The 24,058-nt window shown below is 67.1% G+C and carries 24 protein-coding genes; 14 read left to right on the top strand and 10 right to left on the bottom strand.

The window, feature by feature from the left end; all coding sequences use genetic code 11:
* Positions 1 to 10: 10 nt before the first annotated feature.
* From cysM to KF871_RS09430, 4 genes are read left to right on the top strand one after another with little or no spacing between them, the layout of a single operon-like run.
* Positions 11 to 913 carry a cysteine synthase CysM gene (gene cysM / locus KF871_RS09445; RefSeq protein WP_291141194.1) on the top strand — a complete coding sequence of 301 codons (903 nt, stop codon included), beginning with the start codon at positions 11 to 13 and terminating at the stop codon, positions 911 to 913.
* An 8-nt stretch (positions 914 to 921) separates the two neighbouring features.
* Positions 922 to 1,461 carry an NUDIX hydrolase gene (locus KF871_RS09440; RefSeq protein WP_291141192.1) on the top strand — a complete coding sequence of 180 codons (540 nt, stop codon included), beginning with the start codon at positions 922 to 924 and terminating at the stop codon, positions 1,459 to 1,461.
* 32 nt (positions 1,462 to 1,493) lie between these two features.
* A complete protein-coding gene (locus KF871_RS09435; protein WP_291141282.1) occupies positions 1,494 to 1,721 on the top strand; it encodes a sulfurtransferase TusA family protein in 228 nt (75 codons plus the stop codon).
* Positions 1,722 to 1,729: 8 nt separating this feature from the next.
* Complete coding sequence (locus tag KF871_RS09430) at positions 1,730 to 2,773, top strand: NAD(P)-dependent oxidoreductase (protein WP_291141190.1); 1,044 nt, start codon at positions 1,730 to 1,732, stop codon at positions 2,771 to 2,773.
* A gap of 60 nt (positions 2,774 to 2,833) precedes the next feature.
* Here KF871_RS09430 and KF871_RS09425 read toward each other — a convergent pair whose 3' ends face one another.
* From KF871_RS09425 to KF871_RS09410, 4 genes are all read right to left on the bottom strand, one after another.
* Positions 2,834 to 5,737, bottom strand: coding sequence for a valine--tRNA ligase (locus tag KF871_RS09425; protein WP_291141188.1), 2,904 nt, complete (start codon positions 5,735 to 5,737; stop codon positions 2,834 to 2,836).
* Positions 5,738 to 5,839: 102 nt separating this feature from the next.
* Positions 5,840 to 6,025, bottom strand: coding sequence for a DUF2783 domain-containing protein (locus tag KF871_RS09420; protein ID WP_291141186.1), 186 nt, complete (start codon positions 6,023 to 6,025; stop codon positions 5,840 to 5,842).
* Positions 6,022 to 7,752, bottom strand: coding sequence for an FAD-dependent oxidoreductase (locus KF871_RS09415; RefSeq protein ID WP_291141184.1), 1,731 nt, complete (start codon positions 7,750 to 7,752; stop codon positions 6,022 to 6,024). The genes KF871_RS09420 and KF871_RS09415 overlap by 4 nt, the downstream gene beginning before the upstream one ends.
* A gap of 10 nt (positions 7,753 to 7,762) precedes the next feature.
* Positions 7,763 to 8,389, bottom strand: a complete 627-nt coding sequence (locus KF871_RS09410) for a VOC family protein (protein WP_291141181.1) — start codon at positions 8,387 to 8,389, stop codon at positions 7,763 to 7,765.
* A 245-nt stretch (positions 8,390 to 8,634) separates the two neighbouring features.
* Between KF871_RS09410 and KF871_RS09405 the strand changes: the two genes are divergently transcribed.
* From KF871_RS09405 to queF, 6 genes are all read left to right on the top strand, one after another.
* Positions 8,635 to 9,057 carry a rubrerythrin family protein gene (locus KF871_RS09405; protein WP_291141179.1) on the top strand — a complete coding sequence of 141 codons (423 nt, stop codon included), beginning with the start codon at positions 8,635 to 8,637 and terminating at the stop codon, positions 9,055 to 9,057.
* Positions 9,058 to 9,243: 186 nt separating this feature from the next.
* On the top strand, positions 9,244 to 10,593 hold the full coding sequence (locus tag KF871_RS09400) for a heterodisulfide reductase-related iron-sulfur binding cluster (RefSeq protein WP_291141176.1): 1,350 nt from the start codon (positions 9,244 to 9,246) through the stop codon (positions 10,591 to 10,593).
* A gap of 13 nt (positions 10,594 to 10,606) precedes the next feature.
* Positions 10,607 to 11,197, top strand: coding sequence for a DUF3501 family protein (locus KF871_RS09395; RefSeq protein WP_291141174.1), 591 nt, complete (start codon positions 10,607 to 10,609; stop codon positions 11,195 to 11,197).
* Positions 11,198 to 11,254: 57 nt separating this feature from the next.
* Positions 11,255 to 12,031, top strand: a complete 777-nt coding sequence (yaaA, locus tag KF871_RS09390; protein ID WP_291141171.1) for a peroxide stress protein YaaA — start codon at positions 11,255 to 11,257, stop codon at positions 12,029 to 12,031.
* An 11-nt stretch (positions 12,032 to 12,042) separates the two neighbouring features.
* Positions 12,043 to 12,933, top strand: a complete 891-nt coding sequence (locus KF871_RS09385; protein WP_291141169.1) for a 2OG-Fe(II) oxygenase — start codon at positions 12,043 to 12,045, stop codon at positions 12,931 to 12,933.
* Positions 12,934 to 12,946: 13 nt separating this feature from the next.
* On the top strand, positions 12,947 to 13,795 hold the full coding sequence (gene queF, locus KF871_RS09380; protein ID WP_291141166.1) for an NADPH-dependent 7-cyano-7-deazaguanine reductase QueF: 849 nt from the start codon (positions 12,947 to 12,949) through the stop codon (positions 13,793 to 13,795).
* Between the two features lie 27 nt (positions 13,796 to 13,822).
* On the opposite strand, the gene KF871_RS09375 is transcribed toward queF, so the two are convergent.
* Positions 13,823 to 14,884 carry a histone deacetylase family protein gene (locus tag KF871_RS09375; RefSeq protein ID WP_291141163.1) on the bottom strand — a complete coding sequence of 354 codons (1,062 nt, stop codon included), beginning with the start codon at positions 14,882 to 14,884 and terminating at the stop codon, positions 13,823 to 13,825.
* A 98-nt stretch (positions 14,885 to 14,982) separates the two neighbouring features.
* Here KF871_RS09375 and KF871_RS09370 point away from each other — a divergent pair, with 98 nt between their 5' ends.
* On the top strand, positions 14,983 to 15,897 hold the full coding sequence (locus tag KF871_RS09370; RefSeq protein WP_291141160.1) for a hypothetical protein: 915 nt from the start codon (positions 14,983 to 14,985) through the stop codon (positions 15,895 to 15,897).
* A gap of 31 nt (positions 15,898 to 15,928) precedes the next feature.
* Here KF871_RS09370 and KF871_RS09365 read toward each other — a convergent pair whose 3' ends face one another.
* Both KF871_RS09365 and KF871_RS09360 read right to left on the bottom strand, forming a co-directional pair.
* Positions 15,929 to 16,771 (bottom strand): enoyl-CoA hydratase-related protein, encoded by an 843-nt coding sequence (locus KF871_RS09365; RefSeq protein ID WP_291141157.1) that lies wholly within the window; start codon positions 16,769 to 16,771, stop codon positions 15,929 to 15,931.
* Positions 16,734 to 17,975, bottom strand: a complete 1,242-nt coding sequence (locus KF871_RS09360) for a DNA polymerase IV (RefSeq protein WP_291141281.1) — start codon at positions 17,973 to 17,975, stop codon at positions 16,734 to 16,736. The genes KF871_RS09365 and KF871_RS09360 overlap by 38 nt, the downstream gene beginning before the upstream one ends.
* A gap of 90 nt (positions 17,976 to 18,065) precedes the next feature.
* Between KF871_RS09360 and KF871_RS09355 the strand changes: the two genes are divergently transcribed.
* Positions 18,066 to 18,782 carry an SIMPL domain-containing protein gene (locus tag KF871_RS09355; RefSeq protein WP_291141154.1) on the top strand — a complete coding sequence of 239 codons (717 nt, stop codon included), beginning with the start codon at positions 18,066 to 18,068 and terminating at the stop codon, positions 18,780 to 18,782.
* Between the two features lie 18 nt (positions 18,783 to 18,800).
* Here KF871_RS09355 and KF871_RS09350 read toward each other — a convergent pair whose 3' ends face one another.
* The 3 genes from KF871_RS09350 to argH form a co-directional block, all read right to left on the bottom strand.
* The gene (locus tag KF871_RS09350; protein ID WP_291141152.1) at positions 18,801 to 19,955 is read right to left on the bottom strand and encodes an alpha-hydroxy acid oxidase; all 1,155 of its coding nucleotides are present in this window, start codon (positions 19,953 to 19,955) and stop codon (positions 18,801 to 18,803) included.
* Between the two features lie 180 nt (positions 19,956 to 20,135).
* Positions 20,136 to 20,612, bottom strand: a complete 477-nt coding sequence (locus tag KF871_RS09345; protein WP_291141150.1) for a hemerythrin domain-containing protein — start codon at positions 20,610 to 20,612, stop codon at positions 20,136 to 20,138.
* Between the two features lie 66 nt (positions 20,613 to 20,678).
* Positions 20,679 to 22,121: an argininosuccinate lyase gene (gene argH, locus KF871_RS09340; protein WP_291141148.1), complete on the bottom strand. Its 1,443-nt coding sequence runs from the start codon at positions 22,119 to 22,121 to the stop codon at positions 20,679 to 20,681.
* Between the two features lie 96 nt (positions 22,122 to 22,217).
* On the opposite strand from argH, the gene KF871_RS09335 reads away from it, so the two are divergent.
* Together KF871_RS09335 and KF871_RS09330 are read left to right on the top strand one after the other, a co-directional pair.
* Positions 22,218 to 23,279 (top strand): sensor histidine kinase, encoded by a 1,062-nt coding sequence (locus tag KF871_RS09335; RefSeq protein ID WP_291141146.1) that lies wholly within the window; start codon positions 22,218 to 22,220, stop codon positions 23,277 to 23,279.
* Positions 23,280 to 23,315: 36 nt separating this feature from the next.
* Positions 23,316 to 24,056 (top strand): LytTR family DNA-binding domain-containing protein, encoded by a 741-nt coding sequence (locus KF871_RS09330; RefSeq protein WP_291141144.1) that lies wholly within the window; start codon positions 23,316 to 23,318, stop codon positions 24,054 to 24,056.
* Positions 24,057 to 24,058: the final 2 nt, after the last annotated feature.

Genomic DNA, 24,058 nt, shown 5'->3' with positions numbered 1-24,058 from the left:
CAGTGGCGCCATGCCATACCCCACCATCGAAGACGCGGTCGGGCGCACGCCCCTGGTCGCGCTGCAGCGCATTGCCGCTGCCGAGAACGCTGCCCGCGGCAACGTCATCCTGGCCAAGCTCGAGGGCAACAACCCGGCCGGATCGGTCAAGGATCGCCCGGCGCTGTCGATGATCCGTCGCGCGGAAGAACGGGGCGACATCCGCCCGGGCGACACGCTCATCGAAGCCACCTCCGGCAACACCGGCATTGCCCTGGCCATGGCCGCAGCCATCAAGGGCTACCGCATGGTGCTGATCATGCCGGAGGACCTGTCCATCGAGCGTGCGCAGACCATGAAGGCCTTTGGCGCCGAGCTGATCCTCACGCCCAAGAGCGGTGGCATGGAAGGCGCGCGCGACCTGGCCGAGAAGATGCAGGCCGACGGCAAGGGCCGCGTGCTCGACCAGTTCGCCAACGCCGACAACCCGCGCATCCACTACGAGACCACCGGGCCGGAGTTGTGGGAGCAGACCGGCGGGCGCATCACGCATTTCGTGAGTGCCATGGGCACGACCGGCACCATCACCGGCGTATCGCGTTTCCTGAAGGAGAAAGACGCCGGCATTCGCATCGTCGGCGCGCAGCCCAGTGAGGGCTCGCGCATCCCGGGCATCCGCAAGTGGCCTGTCGAGTATCTGCCGAAGATCTACGATCCCAAGGCGGTTGACGAGCTGATCTATGTGTCGCAGTCCGATGCCGAAGACATGGCACGCCGCATGGCGCGCGAGGAGGGCATCTTCGGTGGCATTTCGGCGGCCGGCGCGCTGTGGGCGGCGTTGCAGGTGTCGCGCACGGTCGAGAAGGCGACCATCGTCTTCGTGGTGTGCGACCGGGGCGATCGCTACCTGTCCACCGGCGTCTTCCCCGCCTGAGCGCGACGATGTCGGCCGAGTTCCGTTTTTGCCCTCAGTGCGCCACGCCGCTGCAGGCCATTACCATGGCCGAAGACGGGGGCGACAAGTCGCGCCTGCGCTGCCCGGCCTGTGGCTTCACGCACTGGAACAACCCCACGCCGGTGCTGGCGGCCATCGTCGAGCTCGAAGGGCAGGTGCTGCTGGCGCGCAACGCCGCCTGGCCGGGCAAGTTCTTCGGTCTGATCACCGGTTTCATGGAAGCGGGCGAAACGCCGGAGGAGGGCATCCGGCGCGAAATCGCCGAAGAGACCGCGTTGCAGACCGAGGCATTGAGCCTGGTGGCGGTGCACGATTTCCAGCGCATGAACCAGGTCATCATCACCTACCATGCCCGGTGTTCCGGCCAGGTGAGGCTCTCGCCCGAGCTCAGCGAGTACCGCCTGATGGCGCCCGAAGCGGTGCGTTGTTGGCGCGCTGGCACCGGTTTGGCCCTCGCACAGTGGCTTTTGTCACGCGGCCTGACCCCGACTTTCCTGGAAGACACACCAAATCCGCGCGCGACCTAAAATGCCGCGTTACCTAGCACGGAGCCCTCATGATTGCCGCTGACCGAGAACTCGATGCCCGGGGCCTGAACTGCCCGCTGCCCATCCTCAAGGCCAAAAAGGCCCTGGCGGACATGCACAGCGGCCAGACGCTCAAGATCGTGGCCACCGACTCGGGCTCGGTCCGGGACTTCCAGGCTTTCGCCAAACAGACCGGCAACCTCCTGGTGCACCAGGAGAGCGTGGGTGGCGAACACATTTCGGTGCTCAAGCGCCGGTGAGACGCGCAATGGACGTCCTGCTGGTCGATCCGCTGGTGCCCGAGGCCCTGGCATGGCTGCAGGACCGTTACCAGGTTGTCTACCAGCCCGAGCTGGCCGATGACCCTGCGCAATTGCGCCAGGCCATCGCAGAGGCCAAGGCCATCGTGCTGCCGCCGCACGTGATCGTGTCGCAGGACCTGCTGGAGCAGGCGCCTAAGCTGATGATGGTCGCGCGCATGCAGATCTCCAGCGACAACACCGACCTCGAAGCCTGCTCGCGCCGCGGCGTGCGCGTGCTGCAGGCGCGCAGCGCCACGGTGCGCTCCAATGCCGAATACCTGCTGTATGGCTTGCTGATGCTGTACCGCCGCGGCATGGTCAGTGCCCTGCTGGGCCGCAAGCTGGGCCAGGTACGCATGGGCCGCGAGCTGGCGGGCAGCACCGTGGGCCTGCTGGGTCTGGCACCGGTGGCGCACACGCTGGCACCCATGCTGCGCAGCCTGGGCGTGCGCGTGCTCGGCTACGACCCCGCGGTGCACCACGCCGCCGAACTGTGGGACAAGCTGGGCGTCGAGCCTGTGCCCATCAACGAACTGCTCGAGCGCTCCGACGCCATCACCTTGCAGATGGTGTACGCCTCGCGCTTCAAGGGCTGGATCAACGAGCGCGTGCTCAACCACTGCAAGCACGGCCAGTTGTGGGTCGGCGTGAGCCGCAGCGCGCTGTTCGATCAGGAAGCGCTGGCGCTGGCCTTGTGCGACGGTCGCATCGACGCCTGTCTGCTGGACGGGGCCAACCCGCAATTCGCCGCCGTTGGCTCGCCCTTGCACGGCATCCCCAACCTGCACCTCACGCCGCGCCTGGGCTCGCACACGCGCGAGGCCAAGCTGCGGGCGAGCTGGTACCTGGCGCGGCGCATCCACGAAACGCTCTCGCCCGACGAAGCGCGTCGCGACGCCGCCAACTCCGATTTCTCGGCGCTGGACAGCACCGGCTTCCCCGAGTCGGGCGATCCGCAGGCGGCCACGCCCTCGCAGTGGGCCGCGCTGGCCTCACTGGACCGGGATTGACGGCGCGCGGTCCGGTCAGGCCGGCACCGCGTTATCTCTGGCTCAGCGGACCAGGCCTACTCAGCCCAGGCGGGCCAGCTGGGCCTGCACCTTCTCCAGCGTGGCGCTGAAATCGGCCAGGCGCTGTTTTTCCTGATCGATCACCGCCGCCGGCGCGCGGGCCACAAAGCCTTCGTTGCCCAGCTTGCCCTGGGCTTTGGCGATTTCGCCCTGCAGCCGCGCGGCCTCTTTGCCCAGGCGCGCCTTCTCTGCGGCCATATCGATTTCCATGAACAGGCTCAGGCGCGCCTCGCCGACCACCGCCACCGGCGCCACGCCAGCGGCCTGGGCCCAAGCTGCTTCGTCGTCGAACACGCGCACCTCGGCCAGCTTGGCCAGGGACTGCAGCACCGGTGCGGCCTGACGCAGGAAGTCGGCGTCGCCCACGGCATAGAGTGGCAGGCGCTGCGCCGGTGACACGCCCATTTCTCCGCGCAAGGTGCGGCATGCGTCGACCAGGCGTTTGAGTTGTGCCACGTGGGCTTCGGCGGACTCGTCGATGCGCTCTGGCTGGCTCACGGGGTAGGTGGCCAGGGCCACGGATTCGCCCGCGCGGCCGGCCACCGGGGCCACCTTCTGCCAGAGCGCTTCGGTGATGAACGGGATGATGGGGTGGGCCAGACGCTGGATCGCCTCCAGCGTGCGGATCAGCGTGCGGCGGGTGGCGCGCTGCTGTGCGGCGTCGCCGGTCTGGATCTGCACCTTGGCGATCTCCAGGTACCAGTCGCAGAACTGGTTCCAGACGAAGTCGTAGATGGCGTTGGCCACGTTGTCCAGGCGGTACTCGGCGAAGCCCTTGGCCACCTCGGCCTCCACGCGCTGCAGCGTGGAGCTGATCCAGCGGTCAGCCTGGCTGAAGCTCAGGTACCCGTGGAAGGGCTGACCCACGGCACATTCGGCCTTGGTGTGCTCCTTCAGGCCGCAGTCGTGGCCTTCGCAGTTCATCAGCACGAAGCGGGTGGCGTTCCAGAGCTTGTTGCAGAAGTTGCGGTAGCCCTCGCAGCGCTTGCTGTCGAAGTTGATGCTGCGCCCCAGCGAGGCCAGCGCCGCGAAGGTGAAGCGCAGTGCGTCCGCGCCGTAGGCCGGAATGCCCTCGGGGAATTCCTTCTCGGTGTCCTTGCGCACGCGGGGTGCGGTCTCGGGCTTGCGCAGGCCGGTGGTGCGCTTGTCGAGCAGCGGGGCAAGCGCAATGCCGTCGATGAGGTCCACCGGATCGAGCACGTTGCCTTCGCTCTTGCTCATCTTGCGGCCCTGCGCGTCGCGCACCAGGCCGTGGATGTAGACATGGCGGAACGGCACGCGCCCGGTGAAGTGGGTCGTCATCATGATCATGCGGGCGACCCAGAAGAAGATGATGTCGTAGCCGGTGACCAGCACGCTGCTGGGCAGGTAGACGTCGTAGTCCTCGGTGGGGCCGGCCTTCTGGTCGGGCCAACCCATGGTGCTGAAAGGCACGAGGGCCGATGAATACCAGGTGTCCAGCACGTCCGGGTCGCGGGTGAGCGTTTTGCCAGGGGCTTGCGCTTGCGCGTCGGCCTCGCTGCGCGCCACGTAGATGCGGCCGTCCTCGTCGTACCAGGCGGGAATCTGGTGGCCCCACCAGAGCTGGCGGCTGATGCACCAGTCCTGGATGTTCTTCATCCACTGGTCGTAGGTGTTGACCCAGTTCTCGGGCACGAACCGCACTTCGCCGGAGGCCACGGCGTCGATGGCCTTTTGCGCGATGCTCTTGCCCGTCGGGTCCTGATCGCTGACCTTGCTCATGGCAATGAACCACTGGTCCGTGAGCATGGGCTCGACGACGGCGCCGGTGCGCGCGCAGCGCGGCACCATCAGCTTGTGCTTCTTGGTCTCGACCAGCATACCCAGCGCATCGAGGTCGGCCACCACCGCCTTGCGCGCCACGAAGCGGTCCATGCCCTGGTACTTGGCGGGCGCGTTCTGGTTGATCGAAGCCTCAAGCGTGAGCACACCGATGGTGGGCAACTGGTGGCGCTGGCCCACCGCGTAGTCGTTGTGGTCGTGCGCGGGCGTGACCTTGACCACGCCGGTGCCGAAGGCACGGTCGACGTATTCGTCGGCGATCACCGGGATCTCGCGATCGCACAGCGGCAGCTTGACCGTCTTGCCGACGATGGCGGTGTAGCGCTCGTCCTCGGGGTGCACCATCACGGCGGTGTCGCCGAGCATGGTCTCGGGGCGGGTGGTGGCCACCACCACCGAGTCGATGCCCGCGGCTGCCAGGCTGCCATCCGTGTCCACCAGCGGGTAGCGGATGTGCCAGAGAAAGCCGTCTTCTTCTTCGCTCTCCACCTCCAGGTCGCTCACCGCGGTCTTGAGCACCGGGTCCCAGTTGACCAGGCGCTTGCCACGGTAGATCAGGCCCTGCTCGTACAGGCGCACGAAGGTCTCGGTCACCACCGACGACAGCTTCGGGTCCATGGTGAAGTACTCGCGCGACCAGTCGACCGTGTCGCCCATGCGGCGCATCTGGCCGGTGATGGTGTTGCCGCTCTTTTCCTTCCATTCCCAGACCTTCTTCGTGAAGGCTTCGCGGCCCAGGTCGTGGCGGCTGAGCTTCTGCTCCTGCAGCTGGCGCTCGACCACGATCTGCGTGGCGATGCCCGCGTGGTCGGTGCCCGGCACCCACAGCGTGTTGGCGCCCATCATGCGGTGGTAGCGCGTGAGGCTGTCCATGATGGTCTGGTTGAACGCGTGCCCCATGTGCAGCGTGCCGGTCACGTTGGGCGGTGGCAGCTGGATGCAGAAGGCCGGTGCGTCGGCGCGCGCTTCGCCTGTGCCACGGAACCCGGCCTTGCCGACGCCACGCTGCTCCCACCAGGGGCCCCACTGGGCTTCGATGGGGGCGGGTTCGAAGGACTTGGCCAGCGAGTCGAGGCCGGGTTGTTGCACGGTGTCGGTCATGGGGTGCGCCAGAAAGGCAACGGCATCCCGCGGGATGCCGTTGGTAGAGACGGGGGAGGCCAGGATTTTACCGGCCCACCCTGGTGGTCAGGGGTAGCGCAGTCAGAGTGCTTCGCGGGCGGCGTCGACGCACTCGGCCAGCACGCGGCTGTCACCGACCTGGTTGGCCAGCAGCAGGATGAGCCGGGCGCTGAAGGCCAGTTGCTGCTCGGTGTCGAGGCCTGTCTGGGCGTCGAGCAACTGCTCGTAGAAGGTGTCGGCGTCCTGCCAGTTGGGGGTGGTGATCATGCGTGCACTCCGGTAAGCCCGAGGGACAGGCCGATGGCCTTGACCAAGGCGCCATCGACGGCGCTGCCGCTGGCGGCGAGGTAGCCGTCCGGGCGCACCAGTGCCCAGTCGCCCGGATTGGCCTGGCAGGCGCCCAGCAGGTGCCCCTTGGGGTCACGCACCTGTTCGACGGCCTGCGCCGCGTCGCCGGTGCCCAGCACCTGCACCACCCGCAGCGGCGTGGTGGCGCTCAAGCCCGCCAGGCGCTGGCGGGCCTGGCTGCTCAGCGGCCCGAAGGCCAGCAACAGCAGATCGCCCGCGGCCCAGTCGAGCAACTGGTTCATGCGGCCTTCGCGGCCGTTGGCCCAGCGAAACGCCACGTTCTGCACCGATTGCCCGGCCGCGCTGCCGGCGCGGTACAGGCAGGCGCGCGAGCGGGTGTAGGGGTTGGCCACCGCCATGCGACCGGTGTTGACCAGCGGACGGGCCAACGCATGGCGCTTGGCCAGCGCGATGGCCGCGTTGCGGTACAGGCGCTCCACGCCATCGGCCGGCCGCAGGAAACGGGCGGTGCGGTTGGTCACGCGCACGTTCTCGCGCGCGGCCTCCAGGCGCTCGTCGTCGTAGCTGTCGAGCAGCGACGGCGCGGCGCGTCCGCGCAGCACAGCCGCCAGCTTCCAGGCCAGGTTGTCGGCGTCGGCCACACCGGTGTTGCCTCCGCGGGCGCCGAAGGGGCTGACGATCTTGGCCGAGTCGCCCATGAAGTACACGTGACCGCAGCGCATGGTGTGCACGCACTCGCTGCGGTAGGCGTAGGGGCCGACCCAGACGATCTCGACCTCGACGTCGGGGCCGAACTGGCGGGCCAGGCGCTCACGCACCACGTCCTCGCGGCTGACCTCGGCCGGGTCGCTGTCGGGGGCCATCTGGTAGTCGATGCGCCAGACGTCGTCGGCCATCAGGTGCTGCCAGACGGCGCGGTTTTCGTTGAACGGGGCCTCGATCCAGGTGTGGCGCTCCTGCGGCGGGCGGGTGGTGAATCGCACGTCGGCGATGCACCAGCGGTCATCGCCACGCTTGCCGTCGAAGGGCACGTCCAGCCACTTGCGCAGCGGGCTGTGCGAGCCGGTGGCGTCGATCACGTGGTCGGCGCGCACCTGGTAGCTGCCGGCCGGCGTTTCGATGGTGAGCAGGGCGCTCTTGTCGTCCTGCTCGAAGGCGCTGAGGCGGTTGCGCCAGCGCAGCTCGACGTGGCCCAGCTGCTGGACGCGATCGACCAGGAAGGCCTCGATGTAGAACTGCTGGATGTTGATGAAGGGCGGCTGCTGGCTCAGGTGGTAGCCCCCCTGCTGGCGCAGGTCGAAGCTGTAGACCTCGTCGTCACCGGCGTAGGTGCGGCCCACGCTCCATTGCACGCCTTTGGCGGCGATGGGGGCGTACACGCCCAGGCGCTCGAAGATCTCGAGCGACTTTTGCGTGTAACAGATGCCGCGCGAGGACGCGCCCTTGACGCCGACCGTGTCGTCTTCGTCGAGCAGGATGGCGGCCACGCCCAGGCGGGCCAGCGAGCAGGCCATGGTGAGGCCGGTGATGCCGCCGCCCACGATCACGATGGGGTGGTGTGCGGGCGAGGACTGGCCGATCTCCGGCGGCGGCACGAAGGGGTAGCTGGGCAGCTCATAGCCGCCGCCCTGTGTGAATTCGTAGCCGTTGGTGTGGGCCACCTCGCGGTAGGCGTTCAGCGACATGCGTGCCTCCTCAGACCTTGGCGGCGCGCTCGGCCACTTCGGGGCGGTCGTTCTGCTGCGGCTTGAGAGGGGCATTGCCCTTGCCGGCGGCGCGGTCCTGGCGCCACTGCTCTTTGCGCGCCGTCCACTCGTTCAGGCGGGCATGCGCGGTCTTGCTCTCCTGCAGCATCTGGAACTCGTCGGCCAGTTGCGCGGTGAGCTCCAGGCGGATGCCGTTCGGATCGAAGAAGTAGATGCTCTTGAAGATGTGGTGGTCGGTCACACCCAGCACCTCGATGCCGCTCGCTTCCAGGCGGGCCTTGGTGGCTTCGAGTTCGTCGACGGTGTTGACACGAAAGCTGATGTGGTTGACCCACTTCGGCGTGTTGGGGCTGGGCAGTGCGGCCTCGTCGTCGCCCAGGTCGAAGAAGGCAATGAACGAGCCGTCCTGCAGGCGGAAGAAGAAGTGTGTGTACGGGCAGTACTCACCGGTGCTGGGCACGTAGTCGCTCTGGATGATGTGGTAGAGCGGCAGGCCCAGGATGTCTTCGTAGAAGCGGCGGGTCTCCTCGGCGTCGCGGGCGCGGTACGCGTAGTGGTGCAGTTGCTGGATCGGTGCCGGTGCGGGCAGATCGGCAAGGGGCTTGGCGGGCGTCATGGCGGTCTCCTTCGTCAGGGCGGCAAATTTACCATAGCGAAATGCGTTTCTCCAAACGTAATTCCTGGTCGAGACGACCAGGGGCGATGAGAACGCTTATCAATCAGTATTTGCTGATAGGCACGGGCAATTTGCCGCATAGCCCAGAACAATTAGACGATCGTCCATGGCCGGACTAAGGTCCTCCAGCGTCACTGGCGCGTGTGCGCCGGTGGGCAATCCTCAACCCACGCAAGGAGATGAACATGCCCGCATTGAAAGGCAGCAAGACCGAGCAGTGCCTCAAGGACGCCTTCGCCGGCGAATCCCAGGCCAACCGCCGCTACCTGTACTTCGCAAACAAGGCCGACGTGGAAGGCCAGAACGATGTGGCGGCGCTGTTCCGCTCGACCGCCGAGGGCGAAACCGGCCACGCCCATGGCCACCTCGAATTCCTGGAAGCCTCGGGCGACCCCGCCACTGGCCTGCCGATCGGCAGCACCCGCCAGAACCTCGCATCGGCCGTGGCTGGCGAAACCCACGAGTACACCGACATGTACCCGGGCATGGCCAAGACCGCCCGCGAAGAAGGCTTCGACGAGATTGCCGACTGGTTCGAAACCCTGGCCAAGGCCGAGCGTTCGCACGCCAACCGCTACCAGAAGGCGCTGAACGAACTGGTGGATTGAGGCCACCCCCGCGCCGCGCCTGCGGCGCGTCACCCCCTCAAGGGGGCGGTGCGAGCGGACCGGGAAACCCGGATCCGCCGCACCCTGGAAGCTGCGCCCACCCGGGCGCAGTGCAATGCAAAGGGCTCACCGAGCCCTTTGCATTGCCGACCCCACGACAGACCCCGCTCAGACGGAGACAAGAACATGGCCACCGAAGGCAACCTGCAGGCGCCGACGCGCCATCCGCTCGACTGGAAGAACCCCGACTTCTGGAACGAGGACAAGCTCAACCACGAGCTCGAACGCATCTTCGACATCTGCCACGGCTGCCGCCGCTGCGTGAGCCTGTGCGGCTCGTTCCCGACGCTGTTCGATCTGGTCGACGAGAGCTCGACCATGGAAGTCGATGGCGTGGACAAGAAGGACTACTGGAAGGTGGTCGATCAGTGCTACATGTGCGACCTGTGCTACATGACCAAGTGTCCGTACACGCCGCCGCACGAGTGGAACCTGGACTTCCCGCACACCATGCTGCGGGCCAAGGCCATCAAGTTCCGCAAGGGCGAGGTCGGCAAGGCCGAGCAGTTCCTGGCCTCGACCGATGTGCACGGCAGCTTTGCCGGCATTCCGGTGGTGGTGCAGGTGGCCAATGCGGTGAATCACATGCCGGCCGCGCGCGGTGCCATGGAGAAGGTGCTGGGTGTGGACCGCAACGCCTGGCTGCCCGACCTGGCGACGAAGAGATTCCGTTCGGCCGCGCCCAAGGCCCAGGCCACGAACGTGGTTGACGGGGAGAAGACCCCCGGCAAGGTGGCGATCTTCTCGACCTGCTACATCAACTACAACGAACCCGGCATCGGTCTGGACCTGCTGCGCATCCTCGACCACAACGCCATCCCCTACGAGCTGGTCGACAAGGAAAAGTGCTGCGGCATGCCCAAACTCGAGTTGGGCGATCTGGACTCGGTGCAGCAAAGCAAGGAGGCCAATATCCCGGTGCTGGCGAAGTACGCCCGCGAGGGCTACGCCATCCTGGCCGCCGTGCCCAGTTGCGCGCTGATGTTCAAGCAGGAGCTGCCACTCATGTTCCCGGATGACGCGGACACCCAGCTCGTCAAGGAAGCGATGTGGGACCCGTTCGAGTACCTCATGGCGCGCAAGCGCGACGGCCTGCTCAAGACCGACTTCCCCAACGCCCTGGGCAACGTGAGCTACCAGGTGCCCTGCCACAGCCGGGTGCAGAACGTGGGCAAGAAGACCGAAGAGATGCTCAAGCTGGTGCCGGGCACCACGGTCAATACCATCGAGCGCTGCTCCGGCCACGCCGGCACCTACGGCGTGAAGAAGCGGCACCACCAGGATGCTTTGAAGATCGGCAAGCCGGTGTTCAAGGCCATGGCCACCATGAAGGACGGCAGCCCGCCCGACGTCATCAGCTCCGACTGCCCGCTGGGCGGGCACCACATTGCCCAGGGCTTTGACGTCAACGGCCTGGGCAGCCCCGACCTGCAACACCCCTTGAGCCTCATTGCGAAGGCCTATGGCCTGAAGTGAGGGGCTTCGCACCATGCAACTGACCGGACACATCACCGCCGACAGCCTCATGACGCTGGAGGCCTACAGCAAGTGGCGCAAGGCCCACAAGCCCGAGGTCATCGCGCACCGCAAGCTGCGCTCGGTGCATCTGGGCGAACACCTCAACCTGCAGTTCGAGAGCGAGCTGACGATCCGCTACCAGATCCAGGAGATGTTGCGGGTCGAGAAGATCTTCGAGGAAGAGGGCATTGCGCAGGAGATCGAGGCCTATGCGCCGCTGGTGCCCGATGGCAGCAACTGGAAGGCCACCATGCTGCTGGAATACACCGACATCAACGAGCGCCGCCGCGAACTGGCCCGGTTGATCGGCATCGAGGACCGCCTGTTCGTCGAGGTCGAAGGCATGAAGCGCGTGTACGCCATTGCCGACGAAGACCTTGATCGCGAGAACGACGACAAGACCTCCGCCGTGCATTTCGTGCGCTTCGAGTTCACCCCAGCCATGGTCGCGGCCATCCGCGCCGGCGCCAGCGTCAAGCTGGGCTGTGACCACACCAACTACCCGGCGCACGTGCAGATTGCGCCCGAGACACTGGCCAGTCTGGCGGGTGATTTCCGCTGAGCCGGCGGCCACGATAATCGGGGGCTTCCTGCGGGAAGCCCCTTCTTTTTGCCACCCATGCTGTTCGTCATCTCCCCCGCCAAGGCGCTCGACTACGAGACGCCGCCCCACATCGACCAACACAGCCGCCCGCTGTTCGTGCCCGAAGCCTCTGAGCTGGTGGCGGTCATGCGCCGCAAGTCGCCGCAGCAGATCGCCGAACTGATGGACCTGTCCGACAAGCTGGCCGCACTCAACGCGGCGCGCTACGAAGCCTGGCGGCCCAGCTTTACCGCCAAGAACAGCAAGCAGGCGGTGCTGGCCTTCGATGGCGACGTGTACGGGGGGCTGGATGCCAAATCGCTCGACGCCGACGAACTCGACTGGCTGCAGCAGCACCTGTGCATCCTCAGCGGGCTGTACGGCGTGTTGCGTCCCCTGGACCGCATGCAGCCTTACCGGCTGGAGATGGGCACGCGCCTGAAGACGGCGCAAGGCAACAGCCTCTATGCCTACTGGGGCAGCCGCATTGCCGAGTACCTCAACCAGCGCGCCCGCGCCGACAAGAGCCCGGTGCTGGTCAACCTCGCCAGCGAGGAGTACTTCAGGGCGGTGGACCTCAAGGTGCTCCAGCCCCGGGTGGTCACCTGCGTGTTTGAAGAACGCAAGGGTGTGGGGTACAAAATCATCAGCTTCAACGCCAAGCGTGCGCGCGGCCTGATGGTGCGCTGGGCGCTGAAGCACCGCGCGGCCACGCCGGAGCAGCTCAAGGCGTTCGACATCGAAGGCTACCGATTCGAGCCCACGGTGTCGGGACCCGATCGCTACGTATTTCGACGCGACGCGCAGACCTGAGAGGAGACCCCATGGCACAGACGATCACCCCCGATTTGCGGCGCTGGATCATCGAGCAGGCCAGTGCCGGCTTTTCGCCCGACGCGGTCATCAAGGCCATGGTCGAGGCCGGCTGGCAGGCGGGCGTGGCCGAGAAGGCGCTCGAGCAGACCATGAAGGACCATTTGCGCGGCATGCCCGCTCAGCAGCTGGCGGCCATGCCGAGCGAGCTGCGCGACGAGGTGCTGGGCGCGGTGGGCATCGCCACCCGGGTGCCCACGATCGACCTCACCGGTTCGCCGCGCCGCATCGACGCCGGCGACCGCTGGGTCGACGTCATCAGCCACATGACCAATCCGCGCGTGGTGGTGCTGGGCAACCTGCTCAGCGCCGACGAATGCGACGCGGTGATCGAGTCGGCCAAGCCGCGCATGGCGCGTTCGCTGACCGTGCAGACCACTACCGGCGGTGAGGAGCTCAACCCCGACCGCACCAGTAATGGCATGTTCTTCACCCGCGGCCAGACGCCCGAGGTGGCCGCCATCGAGGCGCGCATCGCCCGCCTGGTGGGCTGGCCGGTCGAGAACGGCGAGGGCGTGCAGGTGCTGCATTACCGCCCGGGCGCCGAGTACAAGCCGCACTACGACTACTTCGCGCCCGACGAACCCGGCACGCCCACCATCCTCAAGCGGGGTGGCCAGCGCGTGGCCACGGTGGTGATGTACCTCAACGAGCCCACACGCGGCGGCGGCACCACCTTCCCCGATGTGGGGCTGGAGGTGGCGCCGGTGCGCGGCAGCGCCGTGTTCTTCAGCTACGACCGCCCGCACCCGAGCACGCGCACCCTGCACGGCGGCGCGCCCGTGATCGAGGGCGAAAAATGGGTGGCCACCAAGTGGCTGCGCCTCAACGAGTTCAAGTGATCGAGTCCAAGTGATGGCCAACACGCCCGAACAGTCCCAGCTGGGCAAGGCCTCGGCCTACATCGACCGGTACGACCCCAGCCTGTTGTTTCCGCTGCCGCGCGAGGCCAAGCGGCGCGAGATCGGCATCGCCGGCAGTGTGCCCTTCGTGGGTTGCGACCTGTGGACCGCCTACGAGCTGTCCTGGCTCAACCGGCGTGGCAAGCCGCAGGTGGCGATCGCGCACATCACCGTGCCGTGCGAGAGCACGCACATCGTCGAGAGCAAGTCCTTCAAGCTCTATCTGAACAGCTTCAACAACACAGCCTTTGACAGCGCCGATGCGGTGCGCGACCAACTGCGCGGTGACCTGAGCGCCGCCGTGTGGCACGGGCAGGCTGTGCAGGCCTCGGTGGGCGTGCGCCTGGTCGCGCCCGACCGCTTTGATGCCGAACCCATCCACGAGCTTGACGGCCTCAGCCTCGACCGACTTGATGTCGAGTGCACGCGCTACGAGCCCGCCCCCGAGCTGCTGGGCGCCGCCTTCGACGAGCAACCGGTGAGCGAGACACTGGTGAGCCACCTGCTCAAGAGCAACTGCCTCGTGACCGGGCAACCCGACTGGGGCAGCGTGCAGATCGCCTACAGCGGGCCGCAGATCGACCAGGCCGGTCTGCTGCAGTACCTGGTGAGCTTTCGCAACCACAACGAGTTTCATGAGCAGTGTGTCGAGCGCATCTACATGGACGTGTGGACGCGCTGCAAGCCGGCCAAGCTGAGCGTCTACGCGCGCTACACACGCCGCGGCGGGCTGGACATCAACCCCTGGCGCAGCAGCCACCCGCAGCAGCCGCCGGTCAATATCCGCACCGCGCGGCAATAGGCCGAGGCGAGCCCGGCCTTCACTGGCTCAGGCGGCGCGCTCGAAGCCGCCCAGCAGTTCGGCCGCGTTGACGCCCACCTCGCTCACGGCGTAGCCGCCTTCGAAGGTGAACACCGTCGGCAAAGACAGCCCGGCCAGGGCGGCGCCGATGCCGGCGTAGTCGGTGGTCCTGAGCCGGAAGCCCGAAATCGGATCGCCCTCGAAGGTGTCCAGCCCCATGGGCACCACCAGCGCGGTGGCGCCATGGGTGCGCACCGCCGCCATCGCCTCGTCGAGCGCCTGGCGCCAGGCCGGCAAGCCCGTGCCGCGCGGCAGTGCCCAGTTCCGGTTGAAGCCCGTGCCCTCGCCAGCACCGGTCTCGTCGGCATGGCCTAGGAAGAACGGGTACTCGGTGCGCGGATCGCCGTGGATGGACAGCGTGAGCACGTCGGCGCGCTCATAGAAGATGGTCTGGGTGCCGTTGCCGTGGTGGTAGTCGATGTCGAGCACCGCCACCTTGTCGTGCCCACCATCGCGCAGCGCCTGGGCTGCGATGGCGCCGTTGTTCAAAAAGCAGTAACCACCAAAGAAGGCGGGCCCGGCGTGGTGACCGGGGGGACGCGTCAGCGCAAAGGCGCTGCGTTGCCCGACCAGTACCGTGCGCGCCGCCGCCAGCGCGCAGGCCGCGCCGGCGCGGGCCGCGCGCCAGGTGCCCGCCATCAGCGGGCTGCCCGAGTCGAAGGCGAACAGACCCAGGCGCGCCGCGGCGTTCTCGGGCAGTCGGTCGGCGCGAAAACCATGTGCATTGGGCAGGGGCCACACCGAGGGCAGGGCGTCGCGCCCGGCGTTGGCCGGATCCATGGCGACCCAGTCATCCCAGGCCGTGGCCAGTGTGTGCAGGTAGCGCGGGTCGTGGATGCGGGCGATGGCGGCGTCCAGCTCGGCATCGGCCACCGTGGGCGCTTCGATCGGGCCGGCGCCGCGCCGCAGCAGCTCGGCAAGCACGAAGCCGAGGCGCTCGGGCACCTCGTGGCAGGGCACCATGCGCCCGCGGTACATCTCTTCGCGCCCGGCGTGCAAGGCGTGTTCGGTGTTGTGCCAGATCCGCATGGTGTTGCCGCAAGCCTTTCGTGATGTCAGAAGCCCACCATTGAACTACAAACCCGCCTCGACAAAGGTGCCACTGCGGGCACCGGGAGGTGTCGACGATGTCCATCCAGCCGGGCGCCAAGCCCTTCGTGTTCGTGCTCATGCCGTTCGATTCGGCCTTCGACGACATCTACCGCTACGGCATCAAGCGTGCCTGCGAGGAACAGGGCTGTTATTGCGAGCGCGTGGACGAACAGATGTTCGACGGCAGCATTCTGGACCGCATCTACCACCAGATCCGCAGCGCTGACGTGGTGGTGGCCGACCTCACCGGTCGAAATGCCAACGTCTTCTACGAGACCGGCTACGCGCACGGGCTGGGCAAGCGGGTGATCCTGCTGACGCAGCGGCAGGAGGACATCCCTTTTGACCTGCGGCACTACCACCACATCGTCTACGGCGGGCGCATAGCCGATCTCGCCACCGAACTGGGGCGGCGCATTGCCTGGGCGCTGGCGCAAGCCGGTGGTGCTGGTACATCGCGCCACTCGGTGCGCTACAGCATCCAGGGCGTGCAAGTGGCCGACGATGTGCAGACCGACATCGTGGAGTACAGCGACGAAGGCAGCGGCGTGCTCAGCCGGGTGTTGCAGATCGACGTGATCAACGACAGCGAGCGCGTGGTGCGCAAGGGTGAGCTCGACATCGGGGTGATCCTGGAAAGCTTCACCGGCGCACAGGCCTCGCGCCTGGACGACGGCCGCTACTGGCACGTGATCACCGACCTCGGCGACATCTTTCCCGGTTCACTGCGGGCCGTGAAGCTGCATCTGCAGATCCCCAACGGGGCGGATCATCGCCGCCTGACCACCGACGGCGTGCGCGTCGATCTCAAGGAGATTTCTTCTGCCGGGCAGCGCAGCTTCCGTTTCTTTGCGCGACTGCGCTCGCGCGATCAGGTCGAGCATGCACGGCACTTTGTGCCACCCGCGCCGCTGGAGTCCGAGGGCAGCCAGGCGACGCGGCGCTGTTGAGGCGCCCGCCAGGCGCCCGTCGCGCAGGGCCTCAGCCGGCGTCGCGAAACGATACCAATGGCGCCAGCGGGTCGAACTGCCCCTGGCGCCGTTCCTTCATGGCGGTGATGGCCTCGCGCACGGTGGCGTTGCTCCAGACCGCGCCCTGCAGCCAGCCCATCTGGCGCAGGCTGTCTTCGGTGCTGTGCTCGCGGGCGTAGTCGATGGCCTGCTTGCTGCCCCAGATGGCCACCGGCGGCTTCGATGCGATCTCGCGCGCGCACTGAAGCGCCGCGTCAACGGTCGCTGCGTGCGAGTCGAACACCTCGTTGACCAGGCCGACGGCCATGGCACGCTGCGCGCTCATGCGGCGGCCGGTGTAGGCCAGCTCCTTCACCACGCCAGGGGGCACCAGCTTGGGCAGGCGCTGCAGAGTGCCGACGTCGGCCACCATGCCGATGTTGATCTCCTGGATGCAGAAGAAGGCGTCGGTGCTGGCGTAGCGGATGCAGCCGGCGGTGACCATGTCGACCGCGCCGCCGATGCAGCCACCCTGGATGGCGAAGATCACCGGTACGCGCAGGCGCTCGATCTTGGTAAAGGTGGCCTGCATGTCGGTGAGCAGGTCGAAGATGGCGGCGCGCCCCTGCGGGCTGGCGTCGTCCATGGTGATGGCGCCACCGAAGGTCTCCAGGTCCATGCCGGCGCTGAAGTGCTTGCCGGTGCTGCTGATGACCAGCGCCCGCGCGCGGCCCTCCTGGTGCAACTGCGTGAGCAAGGCGTCGAGCTCGCGCCAGAAGGTCGGGCCCATGGTGTTCATCGCCTGGGGCCGGTTGAGCGACAGGTGGGCGACGTGGTCAGTCCAGCTCAGGGAAAAGCAGGTCGGTGCGTTCATCGGGGTGGGCCTTGTCTCGTGGCTTGGGGCGGGCGGGGCCACTGTAGGCGGCCTCCTGCGCCTCGGGTGTCCCGGGTTTGACGAGCTTGCTCGCGCGCACACCCAGCAGCCGGAAGCGCTTGCTCAGGTCCACCCGCTTGAGGCATTGGCCTGCGGCTCGGCGGATCGCGGCGGCGTCGGCCGTCGGGGCATCCAGCGTCAGGTCGCGCGTGACCTTGGTGAAGCCCACGTAGGTCAGCTTGACGCCGATGGTGCGCGCCAGGTAGCCCTTGCGTTGCAGGTCGCTGGCCACCTGCTCGCATAGGCGGGTGAGGATGGCGCCGAGCTCGGCGCGGTCGTGCACCGCGTGCAGATCGCGCTCGAAGGTGGTCTCGCGGCTCATGCTCACCGGCTCGCTCTCGGTCACCACGGCGCGCTCGTCGCGTCCCCAGGCGGCCTCGTGCAGCCAGGCGCCATAGCTCTTGCCAAAGGTGGCGATCAGCCAGTCGCGCTCGCGCGCAGCCAGCTCACCCAGGGTCTGGATGCCGTGCGCCTTGAGCTTCTCGTCGGCCTTGGGGCCGATGCCGTTGAGCTTGCGGCAGGGCAGCGGCCAGATCAGCTGCTGCAGGTCGTCGGGCTGCACGATGCTGATGCCGTTGGGCTTGTTGAACTCGCTGGCGAGCTTGGCCAGCAGCTTGTTGGGCGCCACGCCGATCGAGCAGGTCAGGCCAGTGGCCTGGTGGATGCTTTTCTGGATGAGCCGCGCCAGCACGCGACCACCTTCGCGCTGGCCACCGGGCACGTCGGTGAAGTCGATGTAGACCTCGTCGACGCCGCGGTCCTCCATCACCGGCGCGATCTCGGTGATGACCTGCTTGAAGGTGCGCGACAGGCGCCGCACCTCATCGAAGTCCACCGGTAGCAGGATGGCGTGCGGGCACAGTTTGGCGGCTTTCATCAGCCCCATGGCCGAGCCCACGCCAAACTGTCGCGCCGCGTAGGTGGCGGTGGTGGCAACACCCCGGCCCACGTAGTCGGCCAGGCGCGGAAAGGCGTCGGGCGGGATGCGGTCGAGCGTCCCGGGGCCCCATTCGATGTCGGGGTGGGTCTGTCGCAGGCGTTCGAACATCTCGTCCTCGCGCCGCCGGCCACCGCCGATCACCATTGGCAAGCCCTTGAGCTGGGGGTAGCGCAGCAGTTCGACGGACGCAAAAAAAGCGTCCATGTCGAGGTGGGCGATGCGGCGCGTCGGATGCACCCGGCGATCGTAGCCCGCTTACCATGACCGGTATCGCACCTGCCCGAGGAGAACCCCATGACCCATCCGCTGACCCGTTTGCTGGCCGCCGCCCTGGTGGGTGTTGGCGTGGCGGTTGCTGGCCTGGCCGTGAGCCAGGGCCTGGAGCGCTTCCGGCTGGCCGACCGCACGGTCACGGTCAAAGGCCTGGCCGAGAAAGATGTGGAGAGTGATTTCGCGGTCTGGACGCTGTCGTTTCGGCGCGGCGGCAACGCGTTTGGCGATGTGCAGAAGGCGCTGGCCAGTGACCGCGACGCGGTCGTTGCCTTTCTCCACAAGCGCGGCTTCAAGGACGACGAGATCGAGGTCCGGCCACTGGCCGTGCAGGACTTGTTTGCGCGCGAGTACGGCAGCGGCCAGCAGGCGCTGCGCTACCAGGGCAACGGGCAGGTGATGGTGAAGTCGGCCCGGGTGGCCGAGGTGCAGGGCGCGGCGCTGGCGGTTGACCCGCTGATCCAGTCGGGTGTGCAGCTCAGTGGCGACAGTGGCGGGCCGAGCTTTCAGTTGCGCGGCTTCAACGACGTGAAGGCCCCGCTGCTCAGCGAGGCCACGCGCAATGCACGTGAGCAGGCGCAGAAATTCGCCGCCGAAGCCGGTGCCACGCTCGGGCCGCTCAAGATCGCCAACCAGGGCGTTATTTCCATCAGCGGTGCCGATGGGCTGGACCACGACAGCGACGGCTCGCGCATGAAGCGCTTGCGCGTGGTCAGCACCTTCGTGTACGAGCTGCGCTGAGGCAGCGCCGAATCTGGCTCAGGCGGTCGGGAAGGTGCCGGGCAACAGCACCGACTTGTCCACCGTCTCGATGTTGGTGTGGCCGCAGAAGGCCATGGTGAGGTCGAGCTCCTTGTGGATGATCTCCAGCGCCTTTGAAACGCCGGCCTCGCCCATGGCGCCCAGGCCGTAGAGGAAGGCGCGGCCGATGTACGCGCCGCGCGCACCCAGGGCGCGCGCCTTGAAGACATCCTGCCCGCTGCGCACGCCGCCGTCCATGTGAACCTCGATCTGCGAGCCCACCGCGTCGACGATGGTGGGCAGTGCCTCGATGCTGCTTTGCGCGCCGTCGAGCTGGCGCCCGCCGTGGTTGCTCACGATCAGGGCATCGGCGCCCGACTTGACCGCCAGTTGCGCGTCTTCCACGTCCTGGATGCCCTTGAGGATGAGCTTGCCGCCCCAGCGGTTCTTGATCCACTCGACGTCGCCCCAGTTGAGCGCCGGGTCGAACTGCTGCGCGGTCCAGGCGCCCAGGTTGGCCATGTCGGTCACGCCCTGCACGTGGCCGACGATGTTGCCGAACTGGCGCCGCGGTGTGCCCAGCATGCCCAGCGCCCAGCGCGGCTTGGTGGCGATGTTGATCATGTTGGCCAGCGTGAGCTTGGGCGGTGCCGACAGGCCGTTCTTGAGGTCCTTGTGGCGCTGGCCGAGGATCTGCAGGTCCAGCGTGAGCACCAGCGCGCCGCAGTTGGCGGCCTTGGCACGGTCGATGAGGCGCTCGATGAAAGCTCGGTCCTTCATCACGTAGAGCTGGAACCAGAAGCCTTCGCCGGCGTGCTGGGCCACGTCCTCGATCGAGCAGATGCTCATGGTCGACAGCGTGAACGGAATGCCGAACTTGCGGGCCGCACGTGCGGCGAGGATCTCGCCGTCGGCGTGCTGCATGCCGGTCAGGCCGGTGGGCGCGATGGCCAGCGGCATGGCGGTGTCCACGCCCACCATGGTGGTGCGGGTGCTGCGGTTCTCCATGTTGACCGCCACGCGCTGGCGCAGCTTGATCTTCTGGAAGTCGCTCTCGTTGGCGCGGTAGGTGCCTTCGGTCCACGAGCCGGAATCGGCGTAGTCGTAGAACATGCGCGGCACGCGCTTTTGCGCCAGCACGCGCAGGTCTTCGATGTTGGTGATCACGGTCATGGCTTTGTCTCCTCGGGTGCGCCTGTTGCCTGGCCGCGATGGTAGCGAGGCACGGCCGCGGCGGCACGTGAAAGCGAGACAGCGCCGATTGAAAATTCTTGAGTGAGCCGCTCGGCAGGTGCAAGGCCGGCCCGCCGGGTCGATGTCAGCACCGCGCCCGTGGTCCGGCGGGGCTGCGTTTCAACTGCAGTGCAGGCTGCCGCACCCACCAGGGTTGGCGGGCGTGAAGGCCGCGCCCGAAGCGAACGACTCGCTGGCCGAGTCGAAGCCGGCTTGCCGCATGAGCTGGGCCAGACCGGCATCCATGCTGGCCGCGTGCTGCGGAAACCATTCGGCCAGGGCGTCGAGCATCTGTGCCACCAGACCCGTCTGGCCTTGCCCTGCGCGCTTGAAAACCTCGAGCAAGGTGTCCAGCACGGCAGCGTGCTGCATGGCATGGCAGTTCTGCGCCGAGAAGCCGATGGCCTGCAGCCAGCGTTCCTCCTGGGCAAAGTGCGCCTCGGTGTGTGCGATGAGCCGCTCGAATAGAGGCAGCAGCGTGTCGGGCGACGCCTGGCGCAGGTCGTCGACCAGCGCCAGGAATTCTTCGTGGGTGTCGTCCATGCGCACGTCACCGGTGCGCCAGGTGTCCGCGGGTGAAGCCAGGGTGGTGTCCATGGCCCGCAGACTAAGGGCGGGCGGGCAGTGCGGCCTTGACGAAGGTCAAGCGGGTGGCGTGGCGCCTCAACCCGCAGTGGCCAGCCGCTGACGATGCCGCTCGATCTGCGCGCGCACCTGCGCCGGCGCGGTGCCGCCCAGGGTGTTGCGCGCCGACAGCGAGCCGCGCAGGCTGAGCACGTCGTAGACGTCCTTGTCGATGCTGGCGTGAAAGCCTTGCAGCACGGTCAACGGCAGTTCGGACAGGTCGCAGTTGTGGCTGGTGGCGGCCTTGACGGCGTGGGCCACGGTTTCGTGCGCATCGCGGAAGGGCAAGCCCTTTTTCACCAGGTAGTCGGCCAGGTCGGTGGCGGTGGCGTAGCCCTTGTTGGCGGCGGCTTCCATGGCCGCGGCATTGACGGTAATGCCGCCCGACTTGACGCCAGTGGCCGGATCGGCCTGGCCACCCACCATCTCGGCAAAGATGCGCAAGGTGTCCTTGAGGGTGTCTACGGTGTCGAACAGGGGTTCCTTGTCTTCCTGGTTGTCCTTGTTGTAGGCCAGGGGCTGACCCTTCATGAGGGTGATCAGGCCCATGAGGTGGCCCACCACCCGACCGGTCTTGCCGCGTGCGAGTTCGGGCACGTCCGGGTTCTTCTTCTGGGGCATGATCGACGAGCCGGTGGTGAAGCGGTCGGCGATCTTCACGAAGCCGAAGTTCTGGCTCATCCACAGGATCAGCTCTTCGCTGAAACGGCTGATGTGCACCATGCACAGCGATGCCGCCGCTGTGAATTCGATGGCGAAGTCGCGGTCGCTCACGCCGTCGAGGCTGTTCTGGCTCACGCCCTCCATGCCCAGCGTGCGCGCCACGCGTTCGCGGTCGAGTGGGTAGGTGGTGCCGGCCAGCGCCGCACTGCCCAGCGGCAAACGGTTGGTGCGTCGGCGCACATCGGCCATGCGCTCGGCATCGCGCGCGAACATCTCGACATAGGCCAGCAGGTGGTGCCCGAAGCTCACGGGTTGCGCCACCTGCAGGTGGGTGAAGCCCGGCAGGATGACATCGACATTGCCTTCTGCCACGTCCACCAGCGCGCGCTGCAGATCGACCAGCAAGTCGGTGATGAGGTCGATCTCGCTGCGCAGCCACAGGCGCACATCGGTGGCCACCTGGTCGTTGCGGCTGCGCCCGGTGTGCAGTCGTTTGCCGGCGTCGCCGACCAGCTGGGTCAGGCGCGCTTCGATGTTGAGGTGAACGTCCTCGAGGTCGAGCTTCCAGTCAAACGCGCCGGAGGCGATCTCCTGGGTGATCTGCGCCATGCCGCGCTGGATGTCGGCGTAGTCCGATTGGCCGATGATGTTCTGCGCCGCCAGCATCTCGGCGTGTGCGAGACTGCCCTGAATGTCGGCTTGCCACAGGCGTTTGTCGAAGAAGACGCTGGCGGTGTATCGCTTGACCAACTCGCTCATCGGCTCCGAGAATAGGGCGGACCAGGCTTCGGATTTCTTGTCGAGTTGGTTGGATGACATGGTGTTGTCAGCGGCTGGATGAGGGGGTTATCAAGCGCCTGGGCAACCATGCGCGGGCCTGGGTGGCCGACCGAACGGAAAACGGCATCGCTTCCCATGAAAGATTCGCGGATTTTATCGACCTTCCAGGAACTGCCCCACGCGGCAGGTGCGCGGCCCCTGACCGAGATGCCCGAGTACGTGCGGGCGCGCGTGCAGGTCTTCGATACCTGCCAGGTGGGCGTGGTGCTGCGCGCCGTGCTGTTTGTCGAAGCGGTGGTCGCCGTGGGCGCCCTGTTCATCGCGGACGGCTTTGTCTCCTGGGCCATTTCAATGGCGGTGCTGACGGGCGCAGCCTTGCCGGCGGTGCTGACCTGGTTGCTGGCCGTGTGTGCGCTCAAACGTTTCATGGGCCGGCTGGAGGCGCCCGCCCAGTGGGGTGTCGGCGTGTCCCTGGGGGCACTGGCGGGTGTGTATGGCTTCGGCATGATGGCCTGGCTGGACATCGTGCAGCAGCCGCTGTGGGTGGCGAGTGCGGCGGCGGGTGCCCTGGTTGCGGCGGTGCTGGTGGCCGGGCTGGTGTGGCGGGCCAAGGCGCGCATGCCGGCCAGCACCACGGCGCGTCTGGCCGAGTTGCAGGCCCGCATCCGCCCCCACTTCCTGTTCAACACCCTCAACAGCGCCATTGCGCTGGTGCGCGAGGAGCCGGCCAAGGCCGAAAGCCTGCTCGAGGACCTGAGCGAACTGTTTCGCCACGCCCTGGCCGACCCCAAGGAGGCCGTGCCGCTGTGGCAGGAACTGGAGCTGGCCGAGCACTACCTGGCCATCGAGCATGTGCGCTTTGGCGACCGGCTGCAGATCGAGTGGGCCATCGACGAGTCGGCCTCCCGGGCCCGCTTGCCGCCCCTGATCCTGCAGCCGCTGGTGGAAAACGCCATCAAGCATGGGGTGGAGCCCAGCCCCACGGGCGCCACGGTGCGTATCAGCACGCAGCGGCGCGGCGGGGTGGTGGTGATCAAGGTGACCAACACTGTGCCAGCGGGCTCCGGGCGCAAAGGCAACGGCCTGGCACTCGACAATGTGAGGCAGCGGCTGTCCTTGCTGCATGATGTGCAGGGTCGCTTCCAGAGCGCGCTGGTCAACGGCGTGTTTCAGGTTCGGCTCGAAATCCCGGTATAAGCGCGACATGGCACACGCCTGAGCACGGAGCGAGACATGGCATTGAAGGTTCTGATCGTCGACGATGAAACCCTGGCGCGGTCGCGCATGCGCACCCTGCTGGCCGAATGCACCGAGCCCCGCACCGATGTGGTGGGCGAGGCCAGCAACGCGGTGCAGGCGATGGACATGATCCAGCGCTCGCACTGCGAACTGGTGTTGCTGGACGTGCACATGCCCGGAGTCGATGGCATCACCCTGGCCAACACCTTGCGCCAGATGCCCGCGCCGCCCTCGATTGTGTTTGTCACGGCCTACCCGGAACACGCCGTGAGCGCTTTCGAGGTTGAGGCCATCGATTACCTCACCAAGCCGGTGCGCCGCGAGCGGCTGCAGCAAGCCCTGCAGAAAGTGGTCAAGACGCGCGCTGGCAAGGAAGGCAACCCCGACGCCGGCCCGCCCGAGGCGCTCATCATCCAGGAGCGCGGTCGCAGCGAGCGCGTGGCCCTGTCGGACATCATCTACCTCAAGGCCGAACTCAAGTACATCACCGTGCGCACGGCCGAGAAAGAGCACATCTACGACGGCGCGCTCAGCGACCTGGAATCGCGCTATTCCCACCTGTTCGTGCGTGTGCACCGCAACGCGCTGGTGTCGCGCCGGGCTGTGCGCGCGGTCGAAAAGCACAGCGACCCCGTGGAAGGCGAAGGCTGGACGGTGCGCCTGGACGGCTGCGAAGAACGCCTGGCCGTCTCGCGCCGTCAGCTGGCGGCGGTGCGCGAAGCCCTGATGGGTTGATC

The sequence above is a fragment of the Hydrogenophaga sp. genome (assembly GCF_019635465.1).
GTDB lineage: Bacteria > Pseudomonadota > Gammaproteobacteria > Burkholderiales > Burkholderiaceae_C > Hydrogenophaga.
This window is presented reverse-complemented; position numbering and strand designations above follow the sequence as displayed.